Here is a 20,326-nt window from a genome sequence, read left to right on the forward strand (position 1 = left end):
CGCGATCTGGCCCGACCGTCTCCGCGGTCAGAGTACTAGAGCGCCGTCACAGTACTAGAGGTTTACGCACTATGCGGGGTTGGCGCCGAGGCTTTCGAGCGCCTTACGGGCTTCGTCGAGTTCGCGGCTCAACTGTGCGACGCGTTCCTCCACGGTGCGGCGCGCCTCGTCGATCACCGAGTGCACCGCTTCGATCGCGGTCTCGTCGCCGAGTTCCTTGACTGCGCGTTCGACGGCATCGGGGGCGACCGCCGCGGGCTTACCGATCTTCCTCGTGCCCTGCGCGACACTGACCGTCCATTCGCTCTCGGCGTCGATCGTGACGGTGATGCTGATGGAGGCCGGCTTCTTGGCGCCACGCTTGGCGGGTGCCTTGGGTTTGGCGGGCTCGGCGGCAGCCGGCGGGTTTGCGGGGGTGGAGGTCACTGTGGTCTTCTCCTTGGCTGCCTGCCGGGGGGCGGGCTGTGCGGATTCGGTTTTCGCGACGGGAGCTACGGGGGTTTTCGGGGCGGGTGCTCTGGTGGCGGCGGGCGTCTTCGCGGGAGCAGGTTTCGGCGACGACTTCGTCGCTACGTCCCGCGTGAAACGCAGTTCGTCGGTTTCGAAGGGAAGCTCGTCGTTGACACCCTTGGGTCGGACGGTGACCGTGGTTCCCGCGATCGAAACGACCCGCGCCGACGTACCCGGCTCGAGCCCCAGGCTGGAGATCCCCTCGACGAGATATACCGTGGCGCGGCGACCCTCCGCGAGGGCGGAGTTCAATTCCTCGAGTTGTTCGTCGGTCAGATGGTCCGCACGTCTACGGGGCGGCATGCCACGTCCTTTCTCGGCTCTACTGTGCGATCGACGGCGCCCACTCTCGCACACCTGTACGACACGCTGTCCGCGCGGACGCACGGTGGTCGTCTCGTCACAGGGGAACCCGGCGTGTGCTCCGGACCACGACAAGGAAAGATGACGGATGTGAACTCGCCGGAGCAACCATCGCGTCCCGGCCCCGACATGCTGTCCGTCATCCAGCGGGAGCTCGAACGCAGCCTGCTCGGGGGCGAACGTCGCTACACCGTGGACGAGGTCGCCACGATGGCAGGCATGGCCCCCGCACGAGTGCGTCGACTGTGGCAGGCGTTGGGATTCACCGTCGATCCCGAACCCGACGCGGAAATGTTCACCGACGGAGACGTCGGTGCACTTCGCGATATCGCGGCGATCGTCGGCAGCGGCGTGATCAACGAGAACCTCGAGCTCTCGGCAGCCCGGTCGCTCGGCCAGTCCATCTCGCGACTCGCCGAGTGGGAACTGACCCTGTTCAACACCCATCTCTTCGACAACCTGGTCGAGGAGCATTCCGATGTGTCGCCCGAGGAGATGCCCGACCTCATCGACGCTCTGGTGCAGCAACTGTCGATGCGTGCCGAGACCCTGCAGAGCCACATCTGGCGGCGACACATCGTCAGCACCACGGAACGTTCCGTCTGGCGGCCGGAGGGCGACGCCCCTCTTCGCGAGGTCGTGGTCGGGTTCGCCGACATGGTCGGTTACACGCAGCTCACCCGCCGTATCGACGCGGGCGAGCTGAACGAACTGCTCGAGTACTTCGAATCCGAGGTCACTGCGGCGATCGTCGGAAACAACGGGTGGGTCATCAAGACCGTGGGCGACGAGGTGATGTTCGCGGCCGAGGATCCGGCCGACGGCGCGCGGATGGCACTCGAACTGCAGGCGACGTTCGGCGCGAGCAAGGACAGCCCGGAACTCCGGGTGGGGTTGGCGTGGGGACCGGTGCTGGCACGATTCGGCGACCTGTTCGGCTCCGTCGTCAACAACGCCGCTCGTCTCACGGGCGCAGCCCGGCCCGGCACGATCCTGGTGGACGAGATGCTCGCCACCGAGCTGGATCCGGACGAGTTCCGAATCCAGCCACTGCGCAGGCTCAGGGTCAAGGACTTCCGCAGGTCCCGTCCGTTCGTTCTGCGGGCACCGGATCAGCGACGCTGGGCCCTCTGACTCTGCGACCCGGTTACCGAATATCCCGCCGCCCTACCCGCGTGCGCTGCGACGGGCGGCGAGGAAGTCGTCGACGATCTGCTCGCATGCCCGCCTGCCGATGGGTGGGAGGGTGACGAGCCGATTGAACACGATCGGGCCGACCAGCTGGATGAGAGCGAGATCGTAGTCGAACTCGCCGAGATCCTCCCGCGCGGATTCCGTACCGAGCACACGGTCGAACGACGAGCGGTAGCGCTCGACGAGTTGCTCGCGCAGCGACTGCAGCTCGGGCCGTTCCTGGGCTTCCGGGTCGGCAGGGCGGCTCGCGTGGACGAGTTCCGGCCCCATGCCCAGCCAACACATCGCGGCGAGGGGGATGGGAACTTCTTCGACGATCCGTGCCTGGCCGATGAGCAGTTCGACGAGTTGTTCGCGCAGGTCGGCATTCTCCGGCACGGGTGGCGCCGGCGGGATCAGCCGCGCGAATGCGGCCGCGACGAGTTCGGTTCCGTTCGCGAAGTGCCGGTACAGCGTGGCACGACCCACTCCTGCACGGGTGGTCACGGCGTCGATCGTGACGGCGTCGGCGCCCCCCGTTGCGAGCAGCTCAGTGGCAGCGTCGAGCAGCCGTGCTCGCGACCGCGCCTTCCGGGGGTCGGGTTCTCGGGATGTCTGGATACCTTCGTGCGCGCTCACACCCACAGTTTCTCTCGTCTCCGCCGGGACCTGGTTGTGGAACCATCGGTTCCGTTACGATACCGGCAGTCTCGTTTGCAAGGCGACAAATCCACCTTCACGTTCGGAAGGCAACCGTGCCCGAAGCATCAGCACCTCCGAAGTCCGACATTCCCGCCGCTCGCATGAACTGGTCGCAGCTGTGGCTCCTCGCGGTGGCATGTGCTTCGGTGTCCGCGGTGATCGCGGCGATGGCGGCACTCAACACCGCGTTGCCCGACATCGCCGTCGACACCGGAGCGACACAGAGCCAGCTGACCTGGATCGTCGACGGTTACACGCTCGCCCTCGCCGCCCTTCTGCTCCCTGCCGGCGCGCTCGGCGACCGGTTCGGCAGGCGCGGCATTCTCATCGTCGGCCTGGTGGTGTTCGGGCTGGGGTCGGCGCTACCGCTGATCACCGACGGGCCGACGTGGGTGATCGCATCCCGCGGGGTCGCCGGAATCGGCGCGGCACTGGTCATGCCGGCCACGTTGTCACTGATCACGACGGGATTCTCGCCGGAGCACCGTGCACGCGCGATCGGCATCTGGGCGGGGGTGGCCGCCTCCGGCGCAGTCGTCGGCATGATCGTGTCCGGGGTCATCCTCGAATACACCTCGTGGAAGTTGATCTTCGGTGGTTTCGCGGTCGCGTCCGTTGCACTCGTCGCGATGGCGCTGACCATCCCGTCGTCGCGGGCGGAGAATCCCGGACGCTTCGACTTCGGCGGGAGCATTCTTGCTATCGCGGCCGTCGGATTGTTCGTCCTCGGCGTGATGGAGGGACCTCACCGCGGCTGGCTCGACCCGGTGACCATCAGTGCCCTCGTGGTGGGCCTCGCAGCCGCCGTGGGGTTCGTGTTCGCGGAACTGCGCGCGCACGAACCACTGCTCGACATGCGCCTGTTCACGAACCGCGCATTCAGCGTGGGCGCCGCCTGCCTGAACCTGCAGTTCCTCGCCGGATTCGGGATGTTCTTCCTGATCGTGCAGTACTTCCAACTCATTCTCGGCTACTCCCCCCTGATGGCATCCGTCGCGCTGACACCCATTTTCTTCGTCGTGATGGCCCTGTCCTTCGCGGTCCCTGCCCTGCTCCGCTGGATCAGTCTGCGCATACTCGTCAGTCTCGGACTGGGCTTGATCGGGGTGTCGATGATCTTCATCGGAATTCTCGACGCAGAGTCGTCGTATCTCGATGCCGCATGGACGATGCTGGTGACCGGCGTCGGGTTCGGACTCTGCACCGCGCCCGCGACGCACGCGATCGTCACGAATACCCCTGATGACCAGCAGGGTGTCGCGTCGGCCGTCAACGACGCCACGCGCGAGATCGGAGCAGCGATCGGAGTCGCCGCGGCAGGCAGCGTTCTCGCGGCGGCCTACGGCAACCAGATCGCACCGACTGCCCAGATGCTCCCGGAACCGGCTCGCGGGGCCGTGGAGAATTCGCTCGCCGCCGCCCTGCAGGTCGCGGAACAGGCCGGTCCGCAAGGCGACGCCCTCATCGGACCCGCACGCGATGCGTTCCTCGTCGGCATGCAGCAAGCGTCGTGGGCGCTCGCGGCGATTCTGCTGGTCGGTGCGGTCGCCGCGGCATTCTGGGCCCCCTCTCGCACCTGACCCTGCCGGTTCGCCGGTTCACAACGCCCATCGCCACTTCGGCGGTGGGCGTTGTGTCGTGGGCGCCGTCACTGTAGTCTCGAGTTAACAGTTACTTACCGTCACACTTAAAGGTGGAGGCATGACCGCATCGCTCACCCGCGAGAACAGCAAGGGTTTCGTTCCCGGACTCCCGATCTCCGACCGCGAGGACACCGCGCGACGCCTGCTCGCATCGTCCGCCCGCAAGTCGTACGACCCGGTCATCGAGGTCGACTGGGAGGCACCGATCCCCGACGACAAATTCGGCATGACGCCGGAGTGGAGCACGCTCTACGGCACCGCGCTGTGGGACGAGCTCACCGACGAGCAGCGCATCGAACTGACCAAGCACGAGGCCGCGAGCGTATCGAGCGTCGGCCTGTGGTTCGAGGTCCTGCTCATGCAGATGCTGCTGCGCGACGTGTACGACCGCGACAAGTACTCGAGCCACGTGCAGTTCGCGCTCACCGAGGTCGCCGATGAGTGCCGCCACTCCGTGATGTTCGCGCGCGCCGGCGAACGTCTCGGCATGCCCGGCTACGGCCCTCCGAAGTACATCCACCAGCTCGGACGCCTGTGGGGGCACTACTTCCGCGGCGCCAACGCCTACGCCTCGGTCATGGCCGCCGAGGAGATCCTCGACATGATGCAGCGCGACTTCATGCGCGACGAGCGCGTGCAACCGGTCACCCGCGCTGTGAGCAGGATCCACGTCCTCGAAGAGGCCCGGCACATCCGATTCGCTCGCGAGGAAGTCACCCGGCGGCTCACCGGCGCGAGCCGCGCGCGTCTGGCCTTCGAGCGCATCCAGACCGCAGTGGTCGTGTACTTCGTCGTCAAGAGCATGATCCACCCCGCGGTGTACTCCAACGCCGGTCTCGACCGCGACCGCGCCCTCGCGGAAGCCAAGGGCAACAAGCATCATCACGACAAGGTGCGCAAGTCCGGCGCGAAGCTCATGACCTTCCTCGACAGCGTCGGCCTCGTCGGCGGCCCGTCGAAGATCCTCTACAAGAAGGTTCATCTGCTCTGACCGCAGAAACCGACCCACTGAGCGGAACGCGACACCACCCACTGAGCGGAACGGCGCGACCGAGCGATCGGCCGCGCCGTTACTCTCCGCTTCCATGAGCATCTCGAACCCGGCCGACTTCACCGGACACGCAGTCGTCGTCACCGGCGGGACGAAGGGCATCGGTTTCGTCATCGCCGAGACGTTCCTCGCCGCGGGCGCCGACGTTCTCGTGTGCGGGCGGTCCGAGCCCGAGACCCTCCCGGCAGCGGATGGCCGTACGGCTTCGTTCGTCTCCGCCGACATCCGCGACGCGGACCAGGCCGCGGCCGTCGTCGATGCCGCGGCCGCCGAATTCGGTCGCCTCGATGTTCTCGTGAACAATGCGGGTGGCTCCCCCGACGCGGACGCCGCGACGGTCTCGACACGATTCTTCGATCGGATCGTCTCGCTCAATCTTTCTGCGCCCTTCTATGCGGCGCAGGCCGCGAACAGGGTGATGAGCACCCAGCCCACCGGCGGCTCGATCATCAACATCGGCAGCGTGTCGGCGCACGATCCCCAGCCCGGCACCGCCGCGTACACGGCAGCCAAGGCCGGCCTGCTCGCGCTGACCAAGGCCCTTGCGCTCGAATGGGCTCCGCAAGTGCGGGTCAACCACATCACCACGGGGCTGATCCGCACCGAGGCCGCCGCCCACGTCTACGGCGACGACGGTGGTGCGGCGGTGACGAAGACCCTGCCCATGCAGCGGATGGCCGTTCCCTCCGATATCGCGGGCGCGTGCCTGTACCTGGCCGGGCCGCTTGCGTCTTACGTCAACGGCGCCGATCTCGCCGTCCACGGCGGCGGTGAGGTGCCCGCGCGCTTCATGGCGCTCAATTCGCGGTAACAGCTCCGCGGGCGGACACTTCCGCCTCGACACTCACCACCCTGGGCGCTCCTGCAGCCCGGGGTGTTTTCGGCTGCACACACTACGGCCGCCGCAGCTGTGACCCTTGACACTCCGCGTGAGTGAATGTAGCTTCATAGCCAGTGAATGAGCATTCATTCCCTCACCTCGACCAGGGAGTCACCATGACCGACTTCGACGACATCACCTACGAAATCGACGGCCCCGCCGCGATCATCACCATCAATCGCCCCGAGCGCTACAACGCCTTTCGCGGCAAGACCGTCGAAGAACTGATCAAGGCGTTCCGCTCCGCCTGGGCCGACACCCGCGTCTCGGCGATCATCCTCACCGGCGCCGGAGAGAAGGCGTTCTGCACCGGCGGCGACGTCAAGCAGCGCGCAGAGACCGGCGACTACGGCCCCACCGAGAGCGGCATGTTCGAGATCGGCAATCTCCACAAGCTGATCCGCGACGTCCCCAAGCCCGTCATCGCTGCCGTGAACGGAATCGCAGTGGGCGGTGGGCATGTCCTGCACGTTCTGTGCGATCTCACCATCGCCTCCGAGAACGCGAAGTTCGGCCAGGCCGGCCCCCGTGTCGGATCGTTCGACGCCGGTTTCGGTTCCGCCTTCCTCGCCCGCATCGTCGGCGAGAAGCGCGCCCGCGAGATCTGGTACCTGTGCCGCCAGTACGACGCACCCACCGCCGAGCGTTGGGGGCTCGTGAACTGGGTTGTCCCCCAGGACAAGCTGCTCGACGAGGCGAAGGCCGTCGTCGCCGAGATCGCCGAGAAGAGCCCCACCGCGATCCGCTTCCTCAAGCAGTCGTTCAACGCCGACACCGACCATCAGGCCGGCCTGAGCAACCTCGCGATGTCCGCACTCGACCTGTTCGGCAAGTCCGACGAAGGCCTCGAGGGAGCGCAGGCATTCGCAGAGAAGCGTCCCGCCGACTTCGCGAAGTACGTCAAGGCCTGACCGCATCTTCCACGCCCAGAGGACAATCCACATGAGCAACATCGCACTCGTCACGGGAGCCGGTTCCGGCATCGGCAAATCCATTGCACTCGCCTTCGCTGCGCAGGGCGACAAGGTGATCGCCGCCGATCTCGACCTCGCGGCCGCCCAGGCCACCGCGAAAGAGAATCCGGAGCTGATCACCGCGCTGCCGGTCGACATCTCCGACCGCGCCCAGGTCGACGCACTCCGCGAGCACACTCACGCGCAGGTCGGCGTCCCCGACATCCTCGTCAACGCTGCGGGATGGGACCGAACCGACCAGTTCCTCAACGCGACTCCAGAATTTGCGCAGAAGGTAGTCGCGATCAACTACCTCGGTCCGGTGAACATCTGCAGCGCATTCCTGCCCGGCATCATCGAGGCAGGTAACGGCGGGCGGGTCATCAACCTTGCCAGCGACGCCGGCCGCGTCGGCAGCTCGGGCGAATCCATCTATGCCGGGGCCAAGGGCGGCGTCATCGCGCTCACCAAATCGCTTGCGCGAGAAATGGCCCGGCACGGCATCAACGTCAATTGCGTGTGCCCCGGCCCCACCGACACACCGCTGTTCCAGTCACAAGACGAGAAGCTCAAAGCGGCACTGATCAAGGCCATCCCGTTCCGGCGGCTCGCCCGCCCCGACGAGGTTGCCGCTCCGGTGCTGTTCTTCGCTTCCGATTCCGCATCATTCATCACCGGACAGGTGATCAGCGTCAGCGGCGGCCTCACCATGGCCGGCTGAGCGGCCCTCACCAGGACAGGACGAGCAAGATGACCGCGTCGTACAACGCCCGGGCCTACCGGGAGTACTTCGAGAACGACTTCACGTATCTCAACGGATTCCGGCGCAACACCGGGCGTTACGCGCACCGGGTCGCCGTCACCGACCCCGACACCGGGCAGCAGTGGACCTACAAGCAGCTCGGCGAACGAGTCGATCGGATCGCGACCGGCCTCGCCGACGCAGGCGTCCGAAGCGGCGACGTCGTCGCATACCAGCTGTTCAACGGAATCGAGTTCGCCGAGCTGTACCTCGCGACACAGGCCGTAGGCGCCGTCGGCTCACCGGTCAACTTTCGGCTGGCCGGGGGCGAGACTGCGTTCGTGCTCGACACCAGCACGCCCAAGGTCTTCGTCTACGACACCGAACTCACGTCGAATGTTCGAGAAGCATTGGAACACTCGTCGCACACACCCGAGGTGGTGATCGTAGTCGGCGACGGGGAGCCTCTCTCCGTCCCGGGAGCCACCGTGATCCGCTATCGCGACCTTCCGGCCGACCGGGTGGCATTGCCGCCGCTGCACCGGACCGTCTGGGACGAAACCACCCGCCTGTACACCTCCGGCACCACCGGTATGCCCAAGGGTGTGCCGCTCAACAGCATGATCGAGATCCTCAGCGCACATGACGTGATCATGCACTTCCCGCTCGATCCCGAAGACAAGACGCTCAACATGACCCCGTGGTTCCACCGCGGCGGGCTGTACTCCGGCGGACCGAACCCGACGTTCTACATCGGCGGGCAGGTGGTGCCGCTGCGCACCTTCGATCCCGATCGCGTCCTCGACCTCGTCGAGCAACTCGGCCTGACCTTCCTGATCGGCGCACCCACCAACCTCGCGATGCTCGCTACCGCGCAGGAGCAGCGTCCCCGCGACCTGTCGACGCTCCGGGGCATCGTCACGATGGGCGCGCCTCTCGAGCGCGAAGCCGCACTCCGCTACCAGGACGTGCTCAACCCGCGGATCTTCAACGGCTACGGGAGCACCGAGGGTTTCTGGAACACCTTCCTGCGTCCCAGTGATCTGCCCGATCACGCCGGAACCGCGGGCCGCGCCTGCACCGACGACGATGTTCGAGTGGTGCACCTGTATCCGGACCGGCTCGCCGATCCCGACGACGTGGTCGCACGCGACGGAGAGGACGTCGGCGAGGTCATCGTCCGGTCACCGAAGTGCTCCAACGCCTACTTCGACTCACCCGATCAGGAGAAGGCCAAGTTCCGGAACGGCTGGCTGCACATCGGAGACCTCGCGACGTGGGATGCCGGTGAGTTCGTCACCATCGTCGGCCGCAAGGACGACATGCTCGTCTCCGGCGGCGAGAATGTGCACCCCGTTCAGGTCGAGGAAGCGCTCAATCAGCATCCGGGCGTGCAGGATTCCCTGGTGGTCGGCGTACCCGACGAACGGTGGGGACGCATCGTCGTCGCCTACATCGTCGCGTCCGACCCCGGCCTGTCCGTCGACGCTCTCGACGAGCACTGCCGAGCACACCACCTGCTGTCCTCGTTCAAACGACCGCGAGCATATCGGTTCGTCGAATCCCTGCCCGTCTCCGCAACGGGAAAGAAACTGCACTACAAGGCGACCGCAGCAGCAGCGGCCGAATTCACCGACGGCCGGTTCACTGCCCCCATCGCTTCCGGGGTGACCCGATGAACACAGCGCTGATCCACGAATCCGAGCATCTCCAGTTCCGCGACGTTGCACGAGGTTTCGTCCGCGAGAAGATCACACCTGTCCACGAGGACTGGGAGCGTGCGAACTGCCTCGATCGCTCTCTGTTCACCGAAGCGGGCAAGCTCGGGCTGCTCGGCTTCTCGGTCGCCGACGAGCACGGCGGGCCTGGCGTAGACGACTTCCGCTACAACGCCATCCTGATCGACGAGGTCAACCGGGCCGGGCATGCCGCCGCCGGTATCGCGTTCTCGCTGCAGAACGACGTGGTGCTGCCCTATCTCACCGACATGACCACCGACGAGCAGAAGGCGCGTTGGCTACCCGGTGTCGTCAGTGGTGAGACAGTCCTCGGCATTGCGATGACCGAACCGGGGACCGGGAGCGACCTGACCGGCATCCGCACGTCGGCGGTGCGCGACGGCGACCACTACGTCGTCGACGGATCGAAGACGTTCATCTCCAATGGACAGAACGGCGACCTGTTCGTCGTCGCGACCCGCACCTCCGACGACCCGCACAAGGGCCTGACGTTGCTGGTCGTCGAGGCCGACACTCCCGGCTTCTCCCGTGGCCGGAACCTGGAGAAGATCGGTCTGCATGCGCAGGACACCAGCGAACTGGCGTTCACCGACATGCGCGTGCCCGTCGCGAACCGTCTGGGTGACGAGGGGCAGGGTTTCTACCAGCTCGTGCACAACCTCCCCCAGGAACGATTGTCGCTGGCGGTGGGAGCAGTCGCTGCAGCCGAAGGCGTCTTCGAGACGACGCTCGCCTACGTCCAGGAACGCAAGGCCTTCGGTAAACCGGTGTCCGGCTTCCAGAACACCCAGTTCGTCCTCGCCGAACTGTCCACCGAACTCGACCTTGCCCGCACGTTCCTCGACGACTGCATCGCCGAGCATGTCGACGGCAAGCTCACCGCCGCCCGCGCCGCCCGGTTGAAGTGGTGGACCACCGAACTGCAGGTGCGCGTCGCCGACCGATGCCTGCAGTTGCACGGCGGCTACGGTTACATGCGTGAATACGCCGTGTCGCGGGCATTCGTCGATGCCCGCATCCAGACGATCTACGGCGGTACCACCGAGATCATGAAGACGATCATCGCCAAGGATCTCGGGATCTGACGAGAGCGGCAGCGCGACAGGAGCAGGACATGACCAACGACCAGGACGAACTGTCCGTCCACGACGCGGTGCGGGCAGTACGGACGGATTCGCGGCGACGTCAGGTCCTTCGCGCCGCCGCGACGGTCATGCAGCGGACCGGGTTCCATCAGATGTCCATGCAGGCACTCGCCGACGAGGCGGGTGTCAGCGTGGGCCTGATCTACAAGTACTTCGGCGGCAAGGAGGACGTCCTCCTCGCGACGATCGTCAGCATCCTGGAATCGTTCCGCGACCAGCTGGCACCCGCGATGGACACCGCGGGTGACGATCCCGTCGATCGCCTCGTTGCCGGCATGCGGCGGTACATCGAGATCGTCGACGAGAACATCGATGCCGTGACGTTGACCTATCGGGAGAGCCGCACACTCGATCGCGCCGGCCGCGACCGCATCAAGGAACTCGAGGTGTCGACGTCGGCACCACTGCGGGAAGTCCTCGAAGACGGCATCGCCACGGGCATCATGAACGACGTCGACGTCGATCTCATGGTGTTCGACCTACTGCTTCTCGCACACGGGTGGGCGCTCAAGCACTGGCACTTCGGTGCCCTCTACTCACTGGACGAGTACATCCGCCTGCAGATCCGCTTCGTGCTCAATACGATCCTGCCTGCCGAGCGTCGCGACGATTACGCCCACCTGGTCCGCTGATCCTCGTCTCCGCACGCGAGCGCGCTCGAGATCTTCCGGGCGAAGTCGGCCACCAGCGGTGCCATCCATTCGAGCTGGATCGCGCGCACGCCGCCGGCCAGCGACACACTCGCGACGATTCCGCCGGTGCCGCGCAGGGGCGCACCGACGCTACCGATGCCGACGATCGATTCTTCGCGGTCGAATGCGATGCCGTGACGCTTCCGGACGCGGTTGAGTTCCTGATGGAGCATCACCCGGTCGGTGATCGTGTGGTGCGTGCAGGGAGCCAGTCGAACGGGGTACAGGCTGTCTACCTGTTCGGGGTCGAGCGTCGCAAGCATGGCTTTGCCGCCCGCGGTGGCATACGCTGCGGTGCGTCCGCCCACCCTGGTCGGTAGCCCCGCCGCGCCTGCGCCACCGACCTTGTCGAGGCAGTATGCCTGCGCTCCGTCGAGAACGTCGAGGTGTACGACCCCGCCGGTCTGCATCGCCAGTTCGTGGAGATGCGGTGCCGCGCACTCACGGAGACGGTCGCGGTCGATGTCGCCGCCGAGGCCGAGTGCGCGAGATCCGAGCCCGTAGCCGAGCGCACCGTGCTCGAGCCAGTCGAGGCGGACCAGTTGGTCGAGAATGCGGTGCACGGTCGACCGGGGAAGACCCGAACGGAACGTCACCTCTTCGAGGGTGAGCCTGGCGATGCTTGCGTCGAAGGCCTCGAGAATGCGGGTCATCCGCTCGACCATCGAGGGCGGCGACGTGCGCAGCATCGTTGCGTCGGCCTGCGCGAACTCCGAATCGATGACTGTCAACTTGCCCTCCATCGCTAGTGGTCAGGGTGCAGAACTCGAGCAGAACTGAAATTGATTACTGCACGGTAGCAGTTGCGCATCCCCCCGAGAAGTACAGCACACAGAGTGTATGTGCGCTACGGATGCAAAAACATCGGCGCGTCACGGAGGTATTTCCCCGCGCACTGGTAGAGATCATCGATTGCGACTATCGTCACGACCGTGAGCAGGACGTACGAATACTCGCCGGATCATCCGACGGCGTATTTCCGTGCCCGAAAACTGTGTATCTGCGGGTGCCCGGCTCGCTGACCGCCCGCACCCGTAGCCCCGGTCCCCACGACTCCGTCGGCGCAACGTGTGCTGCACGGGTCACGGACCGCAAGGTCGGCACGCCCCTGAACCATCCGAGCAATCCGGAGCCCGAAACCCATGAGCGACACCACGCCCGACGCCGTCGACCCGACCGCCGACTGGAACTTCGAGACGAAGCAGATCCACGTAGGCCAGCCCGCCGGAGGCGACACCAAAGCGCGGGCCCTCCCGATCTACCAGACCACCAGCTACACCTTCGACAACACCGACCACGCTGCCGCACTGTTCGGCCTCGCCGAAACCGGAAACATCTACACCCGCATCATGAATCCGACCCAGGATGCGGTCGAGCAGCGCATCGCTGCCCTCGAAGGCGGTGTCGCGGCACTACTGCTCTCCTCCGGTCAGGCAGCCGAGACCCTCGCAATCCTCAACGTCGCGCAGTCCGGCGACCACATCGTCGCGAGCCCCTACCTGTACGGCGGCACCTACAACCTGCTGCACTACACACTCACCAAGCTCGGCATCGAAACCACCTTCGTCGAGGATCCCGACGACCTCGAACAGTGGCGCGCGGCCGTCCGACCCAACACCCGGGCGTTCTTCGCCGAGACCATCGCGAACCCGAAGAACCACATCCTCGACATCTCCGGGGTCGCCGGTGTCGCTCATGACAACGGGCTGCCGCTGATCGTCGACAACACGGTAGCCACCCCGTACCTGCTGCGACCGTTCGAGCACGGCGCCGACATCGTCGTGCACTCGGCCACCAAGTACCTCGGTGGTCACGGCACCGCCATCGCAGGCGTCATCGTCGACGGTGGCACCTTCGACTGGACGCAGGGACGCCACGCCGGGTTCACCACCCCCGATCCCAGCTATCACGGTGTCGTCTACGCCGACCTCGGCGCACCCGCGTTCGCGCTCAAGGCGCGTGTCCAACTCCTGCGCGATCTCGGCTCCGCGGTGTCCCCGTTCAACGCGTTCCTCATCTCGCAGGGGCTCGAAACCCTGAGCCTGCGCATGGAACGCCATGTCGCGAACACCCAGAAGGTTGCCGAGTTCCTCGAACAGCGGTCCGAGGTCACCTCCGTCGCCTACCCCGGGCTGAAGTCGTCGCCGTGGTACGACCGCGCACAGGAGCTCACACCCAAGGGCGCCGGTGCGATCGTGGTGTTCGAACTCGCAGGCGGCATCGATGCCGGTAAGAAGTTCGTCAACGCGCTGACTCTGCACAGCCACGTCGCCAATATCGGTGATGTGCGCTCTCTGGTCATCCACCCCGCGTCCACCACCCATTCCCAGCTCTCCGCCGAGGAGCAGCTCGCGGCCGGCGTCACTCCGGGACTCGTCCGTCTCGCCGTCGGTATCGAGCACATCGACGACATCCTCGCCGATATCACCACCGGCCTCGAGGCTGCCGGAAGCTGATCTCACAGTTATCGAACGCAGGCAGGGGAGGGAACGCATCGCGTCCCTCCCCTGCCTTGCTCGTCACTCGGTGACGCGGCCACCGACCGTATGCACCACGACGACCTCCGGGTGCCACGGAACGAGATCGTCCACTGCCGTCTGGAGTTCGTCCACCGGGGGCAGCTCATCGGGTGTGAGGACGTGAATCGTCGCCGTATTCTGCTGCAGTGACACGTCGGTGACCTGAGTACTCGACTCATCCCCTAGCCAGATCGCGGTGGCATCAGCGATCTGGCCTGCCCACAGTGACGACAGCGAGTTCACCACCATCGGAATGGCCACGATGATCAGCGCGGTGACGAGGACGGCGTACGCCCGACCGCGTCGTGCTTCACCGGTCCCGGCCTCTTGGGCATACCCCACGACGACGAGCACCACCGTCGCGGTGACGATCATCGCCACCATATTCGACGCGAACAGCACGAATGCGCCGAGCGCGAGGCCGGGCGCTCCCGAGCCGAGGCACACACCGACCACTACCAACGGCGGTACCAGAGAGATCGCAATGGCCACGCCGGGAAGTACATCTCCAACGTCACGCCGGGTCATGGCGATGACCCCCACCAAGCCGGTCGCCAATGCGGCAGTGAGATCCATCAGCTTCGGTGAGGTGCGTCCGACCACCTGAGAATTCATGAGCACATTCGTCGGATTGGGGAGCAACTGCGAGACGACGAAACCGATCGCCACCACCAGCACGATGCCCACGAGGACCAGGAGCAGGCTCCGGACGATCAGCTTTCCGCGTCCGGTCGCAATCCCCAGTCCGACGCCGAGAATGGGGACCGACAGCGGTGCGACGATCATGGCGCCGATTACCGTCGCAGTCGAATCACCCGCCACACCTGACGCGGCGATCACCGCAGACAAGGTCAGCATGATCCAGAAGGCCGAGCGTTTCGATGCAGACTCCCCCGTACTGAGATCGAGGCGGTCGACGAGTTCGTCGAGTGTTCGCCGCTGACTGTCCGGAACCAACGCACTCATGGCCGCATTCCAATCCGATAGACGAATTCACAAGGTGTTCAGTGCCTTACCGAACTGCATCACTGCGAGCAGCACCAGCAGGGCCACGTTGAGAAGTTTCGTGTGCGTCGCAATCCACGTTCTCAGTTCGGTCAACGGCTTCTGCGCGCGCTCACCGCGAATCATGAGGAAAAGGACGGGCACGGCAACGGACGAGACCGACACGATCACGAATGCAGTGGCAATGACCCACTGGATGTTGCCCGAAAGCCCACTGAGTCTCAGGGTGAGCGCTGCCGCGATCGCGCACGACAGGTCGACAGGATTGAGCACGAACAATCCGATTCCTAGAGCGAAGTTCTTGCCCGGACCGAACTCCGAGATCTTCTGGAACATCTTCGGTAGCTCGGGATCGCGCTCGACTCCGGCAGCGCGTTCGGCGCCGATCGCCTTGATCCGTTGCGATGCAGCAAACATCACCCCCGCGCCGATCGCGAAGACGAGCGCGAGAAACAGGTGGAGGACGGGAACCCAGAACGGCGGCTCGCGGTGCTCGTGCACGGCGAGCTCGCTCAGGATCAGATACGTCACCCCGATCGAGGCACAGGCACCGAGTACCCAGCCGGCAAGGAACGCAAGACTGTTCGGCCGTGCTCGCGCCGACAGAAGGACCGCAACCACACCGATGATCGCGAGCGGACTCATGATGATCCCGAGCGCGAGCGGAATCAGCTGAACCACCACACCACTCATGTTCACTCCTCGTCAGGTGAATCCCGCTGAGCGGCAAGCCAACGCATGCCCTCGTCGAACGCATGCAGGGTCGAGCGACCCAGAACGGATTCGGCCTCGACCACGGTGATGCACGGAGGGAGCCCGACTTTCTCGCGATATCTGCTCATCAACACCGGATCCACACCACTGACGTACATGTGCCCGCCTCGCTCGTCGAGTCTCCTCGCATACTCGACCAGGGCTTTCATGAACGTGACTCCGACGGTGACGCGTCCGCGCAGCCGCAGCACCACCACAACCCTGTCCGTCGCCGGCGGCAATTGGTTCGCAAAGTTGTGTGCACCCGCGTAGAGCAGACTCCCGTAGACGTCGAGCACTGTGACGTGATCCGGGTGCAGCACGACGGGTGGGTCGAGTTCGCGGAGCCCGCCGTCGTCGGTCGGTTCGAGCTCGACGATACGCATATCGATCGAGTCCCTGTTGAGCTGCAGCACCAGCGACAACGCGACACCTACACCCACCGCCGTCGCCACAGGAAGCAGCAGGGTCGCGAGCGCGGTGATCAGTAGGGTCACGCGACCGATTCCGCCGGCGCGGAACACCGAGACGATCTCGCGCGGGCGGATCGACATCACCGCGGCGTAGATCAACAGTGCGGCCAAGGCCGGCATCGGAACCCTCCCGATCAACCCTCCCGCAGCAAGGACGAGTACGAGAACGAACACACCGCGGAACGCCGCGGCCCACCTGGTGCGTGCACCCAATGCGATGTTGAGCGAGGTCGCCGACACAGAACCCCCGACCGGCATCCCCTGAAAGAAGCCGGACGCGACATTGGCGAGCCCCTGCGCCGAGAAATCACGGGAGACCGCGTTCGGATTCCGGCTCGGTTCCGGTACGGATTCGCGGACACCGACACCTTGAACCAGCACGATGAGCGCGACGGATGCTGCACCCGCAATCAATTCAGGACTCAACAAGGAAAGTTCGGGTATTTCGGGCATCGGAAGACCTGTCGGGAGATCACCGGTCTCTCGAACCTGCGCGACCCCGTCGAACCAGGGGAAGAAAACGATCACACTCGGAATCGCAATTGCTCCGAGCGCACCGAGCGCGACGAATCGGGTCCGGCCCAATACACCCACCACAGCAAGGGCCACAGCGCCGCACACCAGCGACGCGAAGTCGATGTGTCCGAGTTCCGTCACGAGGTCGAGCGCCTTGGCGAACGCTGAGGGCCCACTCGTGGAGACGCCGATCATCGTCGGGACCTGGGAAATGAGGATCGTCGCGGAGATCCCCGTGAGGAAACCGATCATCACGGAATGCGAGATGAAGCGTGTGTAGCGAGCGACGCGTAGTACCGCTGCTGCCCACATGAGCAGGCCCCCGAGAATCGTCAGGAGAATCAGCGCCGAGTCGCGGTTCTGGGCGGGAACACTCTCCAGGGCCGAGCCCGTTGCGAGGGCGGCCGCACTCGTCGTGGTCACGACCATGAGGGGGGTGGAGGTGGCGATCCCTCCGAAGAACGCACCGGATGAACTTGCATAGAGGCCGTAGACGGGATTGACACCTGCGAGCAGACCACAAGCCATCCCGTCCGGGATCGACGAGATGGCCCCGCCCAGCCCGGCCACGGCATCGCGCAAGGTGTGTGCACGCCGCGGACCGGCTTGCTTCGCCGGCACTGTCCCTCCTCGGCTCGTGGCCTGCACCCACCGTCAGGCGGCACACACAACCGTAGTGAGGGCGACTCTCCTGTCGGCTCACCCGACGAGGATGAAATGCCGTCGTTGTGGAATCTTGCTGCACCGTGCGCTCAGTCCGTTCATCCCCCGAGATCGGTTCGACTGCGATAAATTCGAACGCGGGGGACAAATCCTAGGAGAAGACATCTGACAGTTTCTTGAATGGGAGCCGCTGTGCTGCTCATAACCAGCGACGACAGTTCTACAGGAGCCGCCGGCCGAGGCGTTCGTTCGATACCCCGCCTCGCTACAGAGCCGGTCCACCGGCATCAACTGTGCGCCCACTTCGAGCGTGCCCGGAAGCTCGGCGGGGGTGTCGCGCTCGTGTGCGGCATGGCCGGAACCGGCAAGACCGTGGCAGTGACCGAATGGCTGCGCTGCGCTCATCTGCCTGCATCGCAGACACGGGTGGCATGGGCGACGCTCTCCGAGGAACACAACAATCCCCGAGCATTCTGGGACGAACTCCACCGGTCGTTCGGCGAGTCCCCACCCTGCCACGGTGACCAGGCCCCGAGGACGCGGGCGGAGATGTTCGCACAGTGGCTCGGCGCGATCGATGGTCCGGCCGTGCTCGTCCTCGACAACGCTCATGCCGTCCACGACCCACTGACGCTGTCCGGGTTGGCGCATCTTCTCGAGATACTTCCCGAGCACCTCACCATGGTGTTGACCTCCAGATTTCCACCGCCGATACCGTGGCACCAACTGGATCTGACCGGAGCTCTGGTACGGCTCGATGATGCCGTCCTGGCGTTCGACCGAGACGAGACCCGCCGTACGCTCACGGCGGGCAATGTCGTGGTCACGGACGACGAACTCGATGCGGTCGTGGCACTCACCGGCGGGTGGGCCGCCATGGTTCGCTTCATCGCGCTCCTGTTGTCGGCGCGCGGCGACAGCAGAGAGATCCTGGCGGCGGCCACTGCATCGGATCATCCGGCAATATCCGATTTTCTCGTGGGAGAACTACTCGACAGCATCAGCGCGGAGCAACGCGAGTTCCTGATGCGGACAGCGGTTGCCGATTCGTTCGATGTAGATCTCGCCACCGAACTCGCGGGCCCGGAGGCCGCACGGATTCTCCCGGAGATCCTCGCCGCATACTTTCCGATGTCGCACACCGGAAGCTCCGGATCGGAAATCTACAGTTACCACCCGCTGATGCGTTCACACCTCAAAGCCGAACTCGACCGGATGCTCGGTCGTGACGGGGTCCGCAGGCTCGAACTGAGGGTCGGTGGTTGGTATTCCAGGGCCGGCGACCCGGTCCAGGCCATCCGGTATCTCACCGCCGCGCAAGATCGCTATGCGCTGTCCAAATGCATCCTCGACCTGGGGCCGAAAGCGGTGTTCGGACCGCACGGTGCCGCGTTTCTGAAGGTCCTCGATTCTGCACCATCCGACATCGCGGACGACCCCTTCGTCCATCTCCTGCGCAGCGTGCATGCGCTGGCGCTCGGCGTTCCGGTCGAAGCCGAAGCATTTCTTCGCGCCACGTCCGCTCGCTCGTCTTCCGTCTGCCCCGCAGAAGTGTTCGACCGCTTCCATCACGCCGTCGAGATCGACATCCGCAGCGCACTCGGAGACGAGGTCGTCGATGTCTCCGCGCCGACAGTGCCCGGGGACCATCGCGATATCGAGTCCTATGTCGCGGTCCAGCAGTCCAAGTGCGCAATGATGACCGGTGATCCAGGCACGAATGATCGTCTCCGCGCCGCCGTCAGCATGGCCGAGCACGCCCACAACATTCGCCCTCATTTGGAGGCGCTGATGCTGCTCGCCCTGAACGAAGGTGCTCGCGGGCATGTGTCGGCGATGGGTCCGCGCGCGCTCATCGGTGTCGAATACGCGCGGAGTGTCGGCCTGTCGGGGTCGGGTGATGCCGACCGGTGCGCGGTGATGTGCCGCTACCATCACTTCCTCTGCGGAACACAACCGCCGGAAGGAATCGATCGGCCGCTCGCAATGTCCGTCGGCAGCGATGGTCTGGCGTCGCCTCTCGCAGGGTGGGACAGCTACTCGATGTCGCAACTCATCGACTTCCACAAGACCACCGACAAGATCGCAGCTGCCCGCGATGTCGCCGACGTGGTCCTGACTGCTCTGGCCGACTCTCGGATGGGCGCCCGGTCAGCGCCGATCATTCCGTTCGCCACCCGAGTGCTCGTGGCCGTCCACGAACTCGACCAGGCTCAGCGGATCATCGAGGAGGCAACAAGAGTTCTAGGGCGACGCCCCCACTTCGATCTCGCCGCTGCAACGGTCGAGCACGCACGTGGACGCTCGGCGCGTGCCCGGGAACTGCTGAATTCCGTCCTGGACCATCGGCTCGACCACGGGGTTTCCGAGGTCGAAGCTCATGTATTGCGAGCGGTCCTCCGTGCAGAATCCGACCACGAATTCGGGGCGTACGACGACCTCGAGACCGCGCTCACCCTCGCCGAACCCGAGCACCTGATCCGGCCGTTCCTCATCATCGGTGGCGCGGTGGCGCTGCTCGACACCCACAGTGGCCGATTCGGCAGGCTGGATCCGTTCGTCGAGAGCATCCGGACGCACCCCGACGCGCCTCATGCTTCGACGAACGTCGTCCTCACGCCCGCCGAAGCGCGCGTGCTCAAACAGCTGCCTTCTCCGCAGACCACTCAGGAGATTGCGCACGCGCTGGCGTTGTCGGTCAACACCATCAAGACACATCTGAGAGGCGTATACGGGAAGCTGGGAGTGTCGTCGCGGGGAGAGGCCATCACAGCAGCGCGGCTGATCGGCCTGCTGTAATACAG

General features: G+C 65.3%; 17 protein-coding genes. 11 read left to right on the top strand and 6 right to left on the bottom strand.

All coding sequences use genetic code 11. The features are described from left to right. Window positions 1-69 precede the first annotated feature (69 nt). Window positions 70-813, bottom strand: coding sequence for a DUF6319 family protein (locus ACFWB0_RS00985; RefSeq protein WP_378488536.1), 744 nt, complete (start codon window positions 811-813; stop codon window positions 70-72). A gap of 141 nt (window positions 814-954) precedes the next feature. Between ACFWB0_RS00985 and ACFWB0_RS00990 the strand changes: the two genes are divergently transcribed. Beyond that, window positions 955-2,007 (top strand): adenylate/guanylate cyclase domain-containing protein, encoded by a 1,053-nt coding sequence (locus tag ACFWB0_RS00990; protein ID WP_378488537.1) that lies wholly within the window; start codon window positions 955-957, stop codon window positions 2,005-2,007. A gap of 33 nt (window positions 2,008-2,040) precedes the next feature. Here ACFWB0_RS00990 and ACFWB0_RS00995 read toward each other — a convergent pair whose 3' ends face one another. Continuing rightward, on the bottom strand, window positions 2,041-2,691 hold the full coding sequence (locus tag ACFWB0_RS00995) for a TetR/AcrR family transcriptional regulator (RefSeq protein ID WP_378488538.1): 651 nt from the start codon (window positions 2,689-2,691) through the stop codon (window positions 2,041-2,043). Between the two features lie 158 nt (window positions 2,692-2,849). On the opposite strand from ACFWB0_RS00995, the gene ACFWB0_RS01000 reads away from it, so the two are divergent. The 8 genes from ACFWB0_RS01000 to ACFWB0_RS01035 all read left to right on the top strand — a co-directional run bounded on the left by ACFWB0_RS01000 (window position 2,850) and on the right by ACFWB0_RS01035 (window position 11,533). Continuing rightward, window positions 2,850-4,328 carry an MFS transporter gene (locus ACFWB0_RS01000; RefSeq protein ID WP_378488684.1) on the top strand — a complete coding sequence of 493 codons (1,479 nt, stop codon included), beginning with the start codon at window positions 2,850-2,852 and terminating at the stop codon, window positions 4,326-4,328. Window positions 4,329-4,449: 121 nt separating this feature from the next. Beyond that, complete coding sequence (locus ACFWB0_RS01005) at window positions 4,450-5,382, top strand: diiron oxygenase (protein WP_378488539.1); 933 nt, start codon at window positions 4,450-4,452, stop codon at window positions 5,380-5,382. A 94-nt stretch (window positions 5,383-5,476) separates the two neighbouring features. After that, window positions 5,477-6,253, top strand: coding sequence for an SDR family oxidoreductase (locus ACFWB0_RS01010; RefSeq protein WP_378488540.1), 777 nt, complete (start codon window positions 5,477-5,479; stop codon window positions 6,251-6,253). 185 nt (window positions 6,254-6,438) lie between these two features. After that, window positions 6,439-7,233 carry an enoyl-CoA hydratase-related protein gene (locus ACFWB0_RS01015; RefSeq protein ID WP_378488541.1) on the top strand — a complete coding sequence of 265 codons (795 nt, stop codon included), beginning with the start codon at window positions 6,439-6,441 and terminating at the stop codon, window positions 7,231-7,233. A 31-nt stretch (window positions 7,234-7,264) separates the two neighbouring features. Beyond that, entirely contained in the window at window positions 7,265-7,996 is a 732-nt protein-coding gene (locus tag ACFWB0_RS01020) for an SDR family NAD(P)-dependent oxidoreductase (RefSeq protein WP_378488542.1), read from the top strand. Window positions 7,997-8,025: 29 nt separating this feature from the next. Further along, a complete protein-coding gene (locus tag ACFWB0_RS01025) occupies window positions 8,026-9,696 on the top strand; it encodes a class I adenylate-forming enzyme family protein (RefSeq protein WP_378488543.1) in 1,671 nt (556 codons plus the stop codon). Beyond that, window positions 9,693-10,841: an acyl-CoA dehydrogenase family protein gene (locus ACFWB0_RS01030; protein ID WP_378488544.1), complete on the top strand. Its 1,149-nt coding sequence runs from the start codon at window positions 9,693-9,695 to the stop codon at window positions 10,839-10,841. The genes ACFWB0_RS01025 and ACFWB0_RS01030 overlap by 4 nt, the downstream gene beginning before the upstream one ends. 29 nt (window positions 10,842-10,870) lie before the next feature. Continuing rightward, a complete protein-coding gene (locus tag ACFWB0_RS01035) occupies window positions 10,871-11,533 on the top strand; it encodes a TetR/AcrR family transcriptional regulator (RefSeq protein ID WP_378488545.1) in 663 nt (220 codons plus the stop codon). On the opposite strand, the gene ACFWB0_RS01040 is transcribed toward ACFWB0_RS01035, so the two are convergent. Then, window positions 11,512-12,324, bottom strand: a complete 813-nt coding sequence (locus ACFWB0_RS01040; RefSeq protein WP_378488546.1) for an IclR family transcriptional regulator — start codon at window positions 12,322-12,324, stop codon at window positions 11,512-11,514. The two genes, ACFWB0_RS01035 and ACFWB0_RS01040, sit on opposite strands and share 22 nt — an antisense overlap. Window positions 12,325-12,735: 411 nt before the next feature. Here ACFWB0_RS01040 and ACFWB0_RS01045 point away from each other — a divergent pair, with 411 nt between their 5' ends. After that, entirely contained in the window at window positions 12,736-14,049 is a 1,314-nt protein-coding gene (locus ACFWB0_RS01045; protein WP_378488547.1) for a bifunctional o-acetylhomoserine/o-acetylserine sulfhydrylase, read from the top strand. 63 nt (window positions 14,050-14,112) lie between these two features. Here the strand turns inward: ACFWB0_RS01045 and ACFWB0_RS01050 are convergent, their stop codons facing one another. Genes ACFWB0_RS01050 through ACFWB0_RS01060 form a run of 3 tightly spaced genes read right to left on the bottom strand, consistent with a single transcriptional unit; the run spans window position 14,113 to window position 17,480 of the window. Continuing rightward, complete coding sequence (locus ACFWB0_RS01050; protein ID WP_378488548.1) at window positions 14,113-15,078, bottom strand: TIGR00341 family protein; 966 nt, start codon at window positions 15,076-15,078, stop codon at window positions 14,113-14,115. 27 nt (window positions 15,079-15,105) lie between these two features. Further along, window positions 15,106-15,810: a GAP family protein gene (locus ACFWB0_RS01055; RefSeq protein ID WP_378488549.1), complete on the bottom strand. Its 705-nt coding sequence runs from the start codon at window positions 15,808-15,810 to the stop codon at window positions 15,106-15,108. A gap of 2 nt (window positions 15,811-15,812) precedes the next feature. Further along, window positions 15,813-17,480, bottom strand: coding sequence for a SulP family inorganic anion transporter (locus tag ACFWB0_RS01060; protein ID WP_378488550.1), 1,668 nt, complete (start codon window positions 17,478-17,480; stop codon window positions 15,813-15,815). Window positions 17,481-17,702: 222 nt separating this feature from the next. On the opposite strand from ACFWB0_RS01060, the gene ACFWB0_RS01065 reads away from it, so the two are divergent. Further along, the gene (locus tag ACFWB0_RS01065) at window positions 17,703-20,321 is read left to right on the top strand and encodes a LuxR C-terminal-related transcriptional regulator (RefSeq protein WP_378488551.1); all 2,619 of its coding nucleotides are present in this window, start codon (window positions 17,703-17,705) and stop codon (window positions 20,319-20,321) included. The last annotated feature ends 5 nt before the right edge of the window (window positions 20,322-20,326 follow it).

This window comes from Rhodococcus sp. NPDC060086 (genome assembly GCF_042730275.1).
Lineage (GTDB): Bacteria > Actinomycetota > Actinomycetes > Mycobacteriales > Mycobacteriaceae > Rhodococcus.

Coding starts and splice junctions, on each gene's coding strand:
- ACFWB0_RS01035 (WP_378488545.1), top strand. CDS start 10,871: ATGACCAACGACCAGGACGAACTGTCCGTCCACGACGCGGTGCGGGCA.
- ACFWB0_RS01005 (WP_378488539.1), top strand. CDS start 4,450: ATGACCGCATCGCTCACCCGCGAGAACAGCAAGGGTTTCGTTCCCGGA.
- ACFWB0_RS00990 (WP_378488537.1), top strand. CDS start 955: ATGACGGATGTGAACTCGCCGGAGCAACCATCGCGTCCCGGCCCCGAC.
- ACFWB0_RS01025 (WP_378488543.1), top strand. CDS start 8,026: ATGACCGCGTCGTACAACGCCCGGGCCTACCGGGAGTACTTCGAGAAC.
- ACFWB0_RS01000 (WP_378488684.1), top strand. CDS start 2,850: ATGAACTGGTCGCAGCTGTGGCTCCTCGCGGTGGCATGTGCTTCGGTG.
- ACFWB0_RS01065 (WP_378488551.1), top strand. CDS start 17,703: ATGGGAGCCGCTGTGCTGCTCATAACCAGCGACGACAGTTCTACAGGA.
- ACFWB0_RS01055 (WP_378488549.1), bottom strand. CDS start 15,810: ATGAGTGGTGTGGTGGTTCAGCTGATTCCGCTCGCGCTCGGGATCATC.
- ACFWB0_RS01045 (WP_378488547.1), top strand. CDS start 12,736: ATGAGCGACACCACGCCCGACGCCGTCGACCCGACCGCCGACTGGAAC.
- ACFWB0_RS00985 (WP_378488536.1), bottom strand. CDS start 813: ATGCCGCCCCGTAGACGTGCGGACCATCTGACCGACGAACAACTCGAG.
- ACFWB0_RS01015 (WP_378488541.1), top strand. CDS start 6,439: ATGACCGACTTCGACGACATCACCTACGAAATCGACGGCCCCGCCGCG.
- ACFWB0_RS01020 (WP_378488542.1), top strand. CDS start 7,265: ATGAGCAACATCGCACTCGTCACGGGAGCCGGTTCCGGCATCGGCAAA.
- ACFWB0_RS01050 (WP_378488548.1), bottom strand. CDS start 15,078: ATGAGTGCGTTGGTTCCGGACAGTCAGCGGCGAACACTCGACGAACTC.
- ACFWB0_RS01010 (WP_378488540.1), top strand. CDS start 5,477: ATGAGCATCTCGAACCCGGCCGACTTCACCGGACACGCAGTCGTCGTC.
- ACFWB0_RS01030 (WP_378488544.1), top strand. CDS start 9,693: ATGAACACAGCGCTGATCCACGAATCCGAGCATCTCCAGTTCCGCGAC.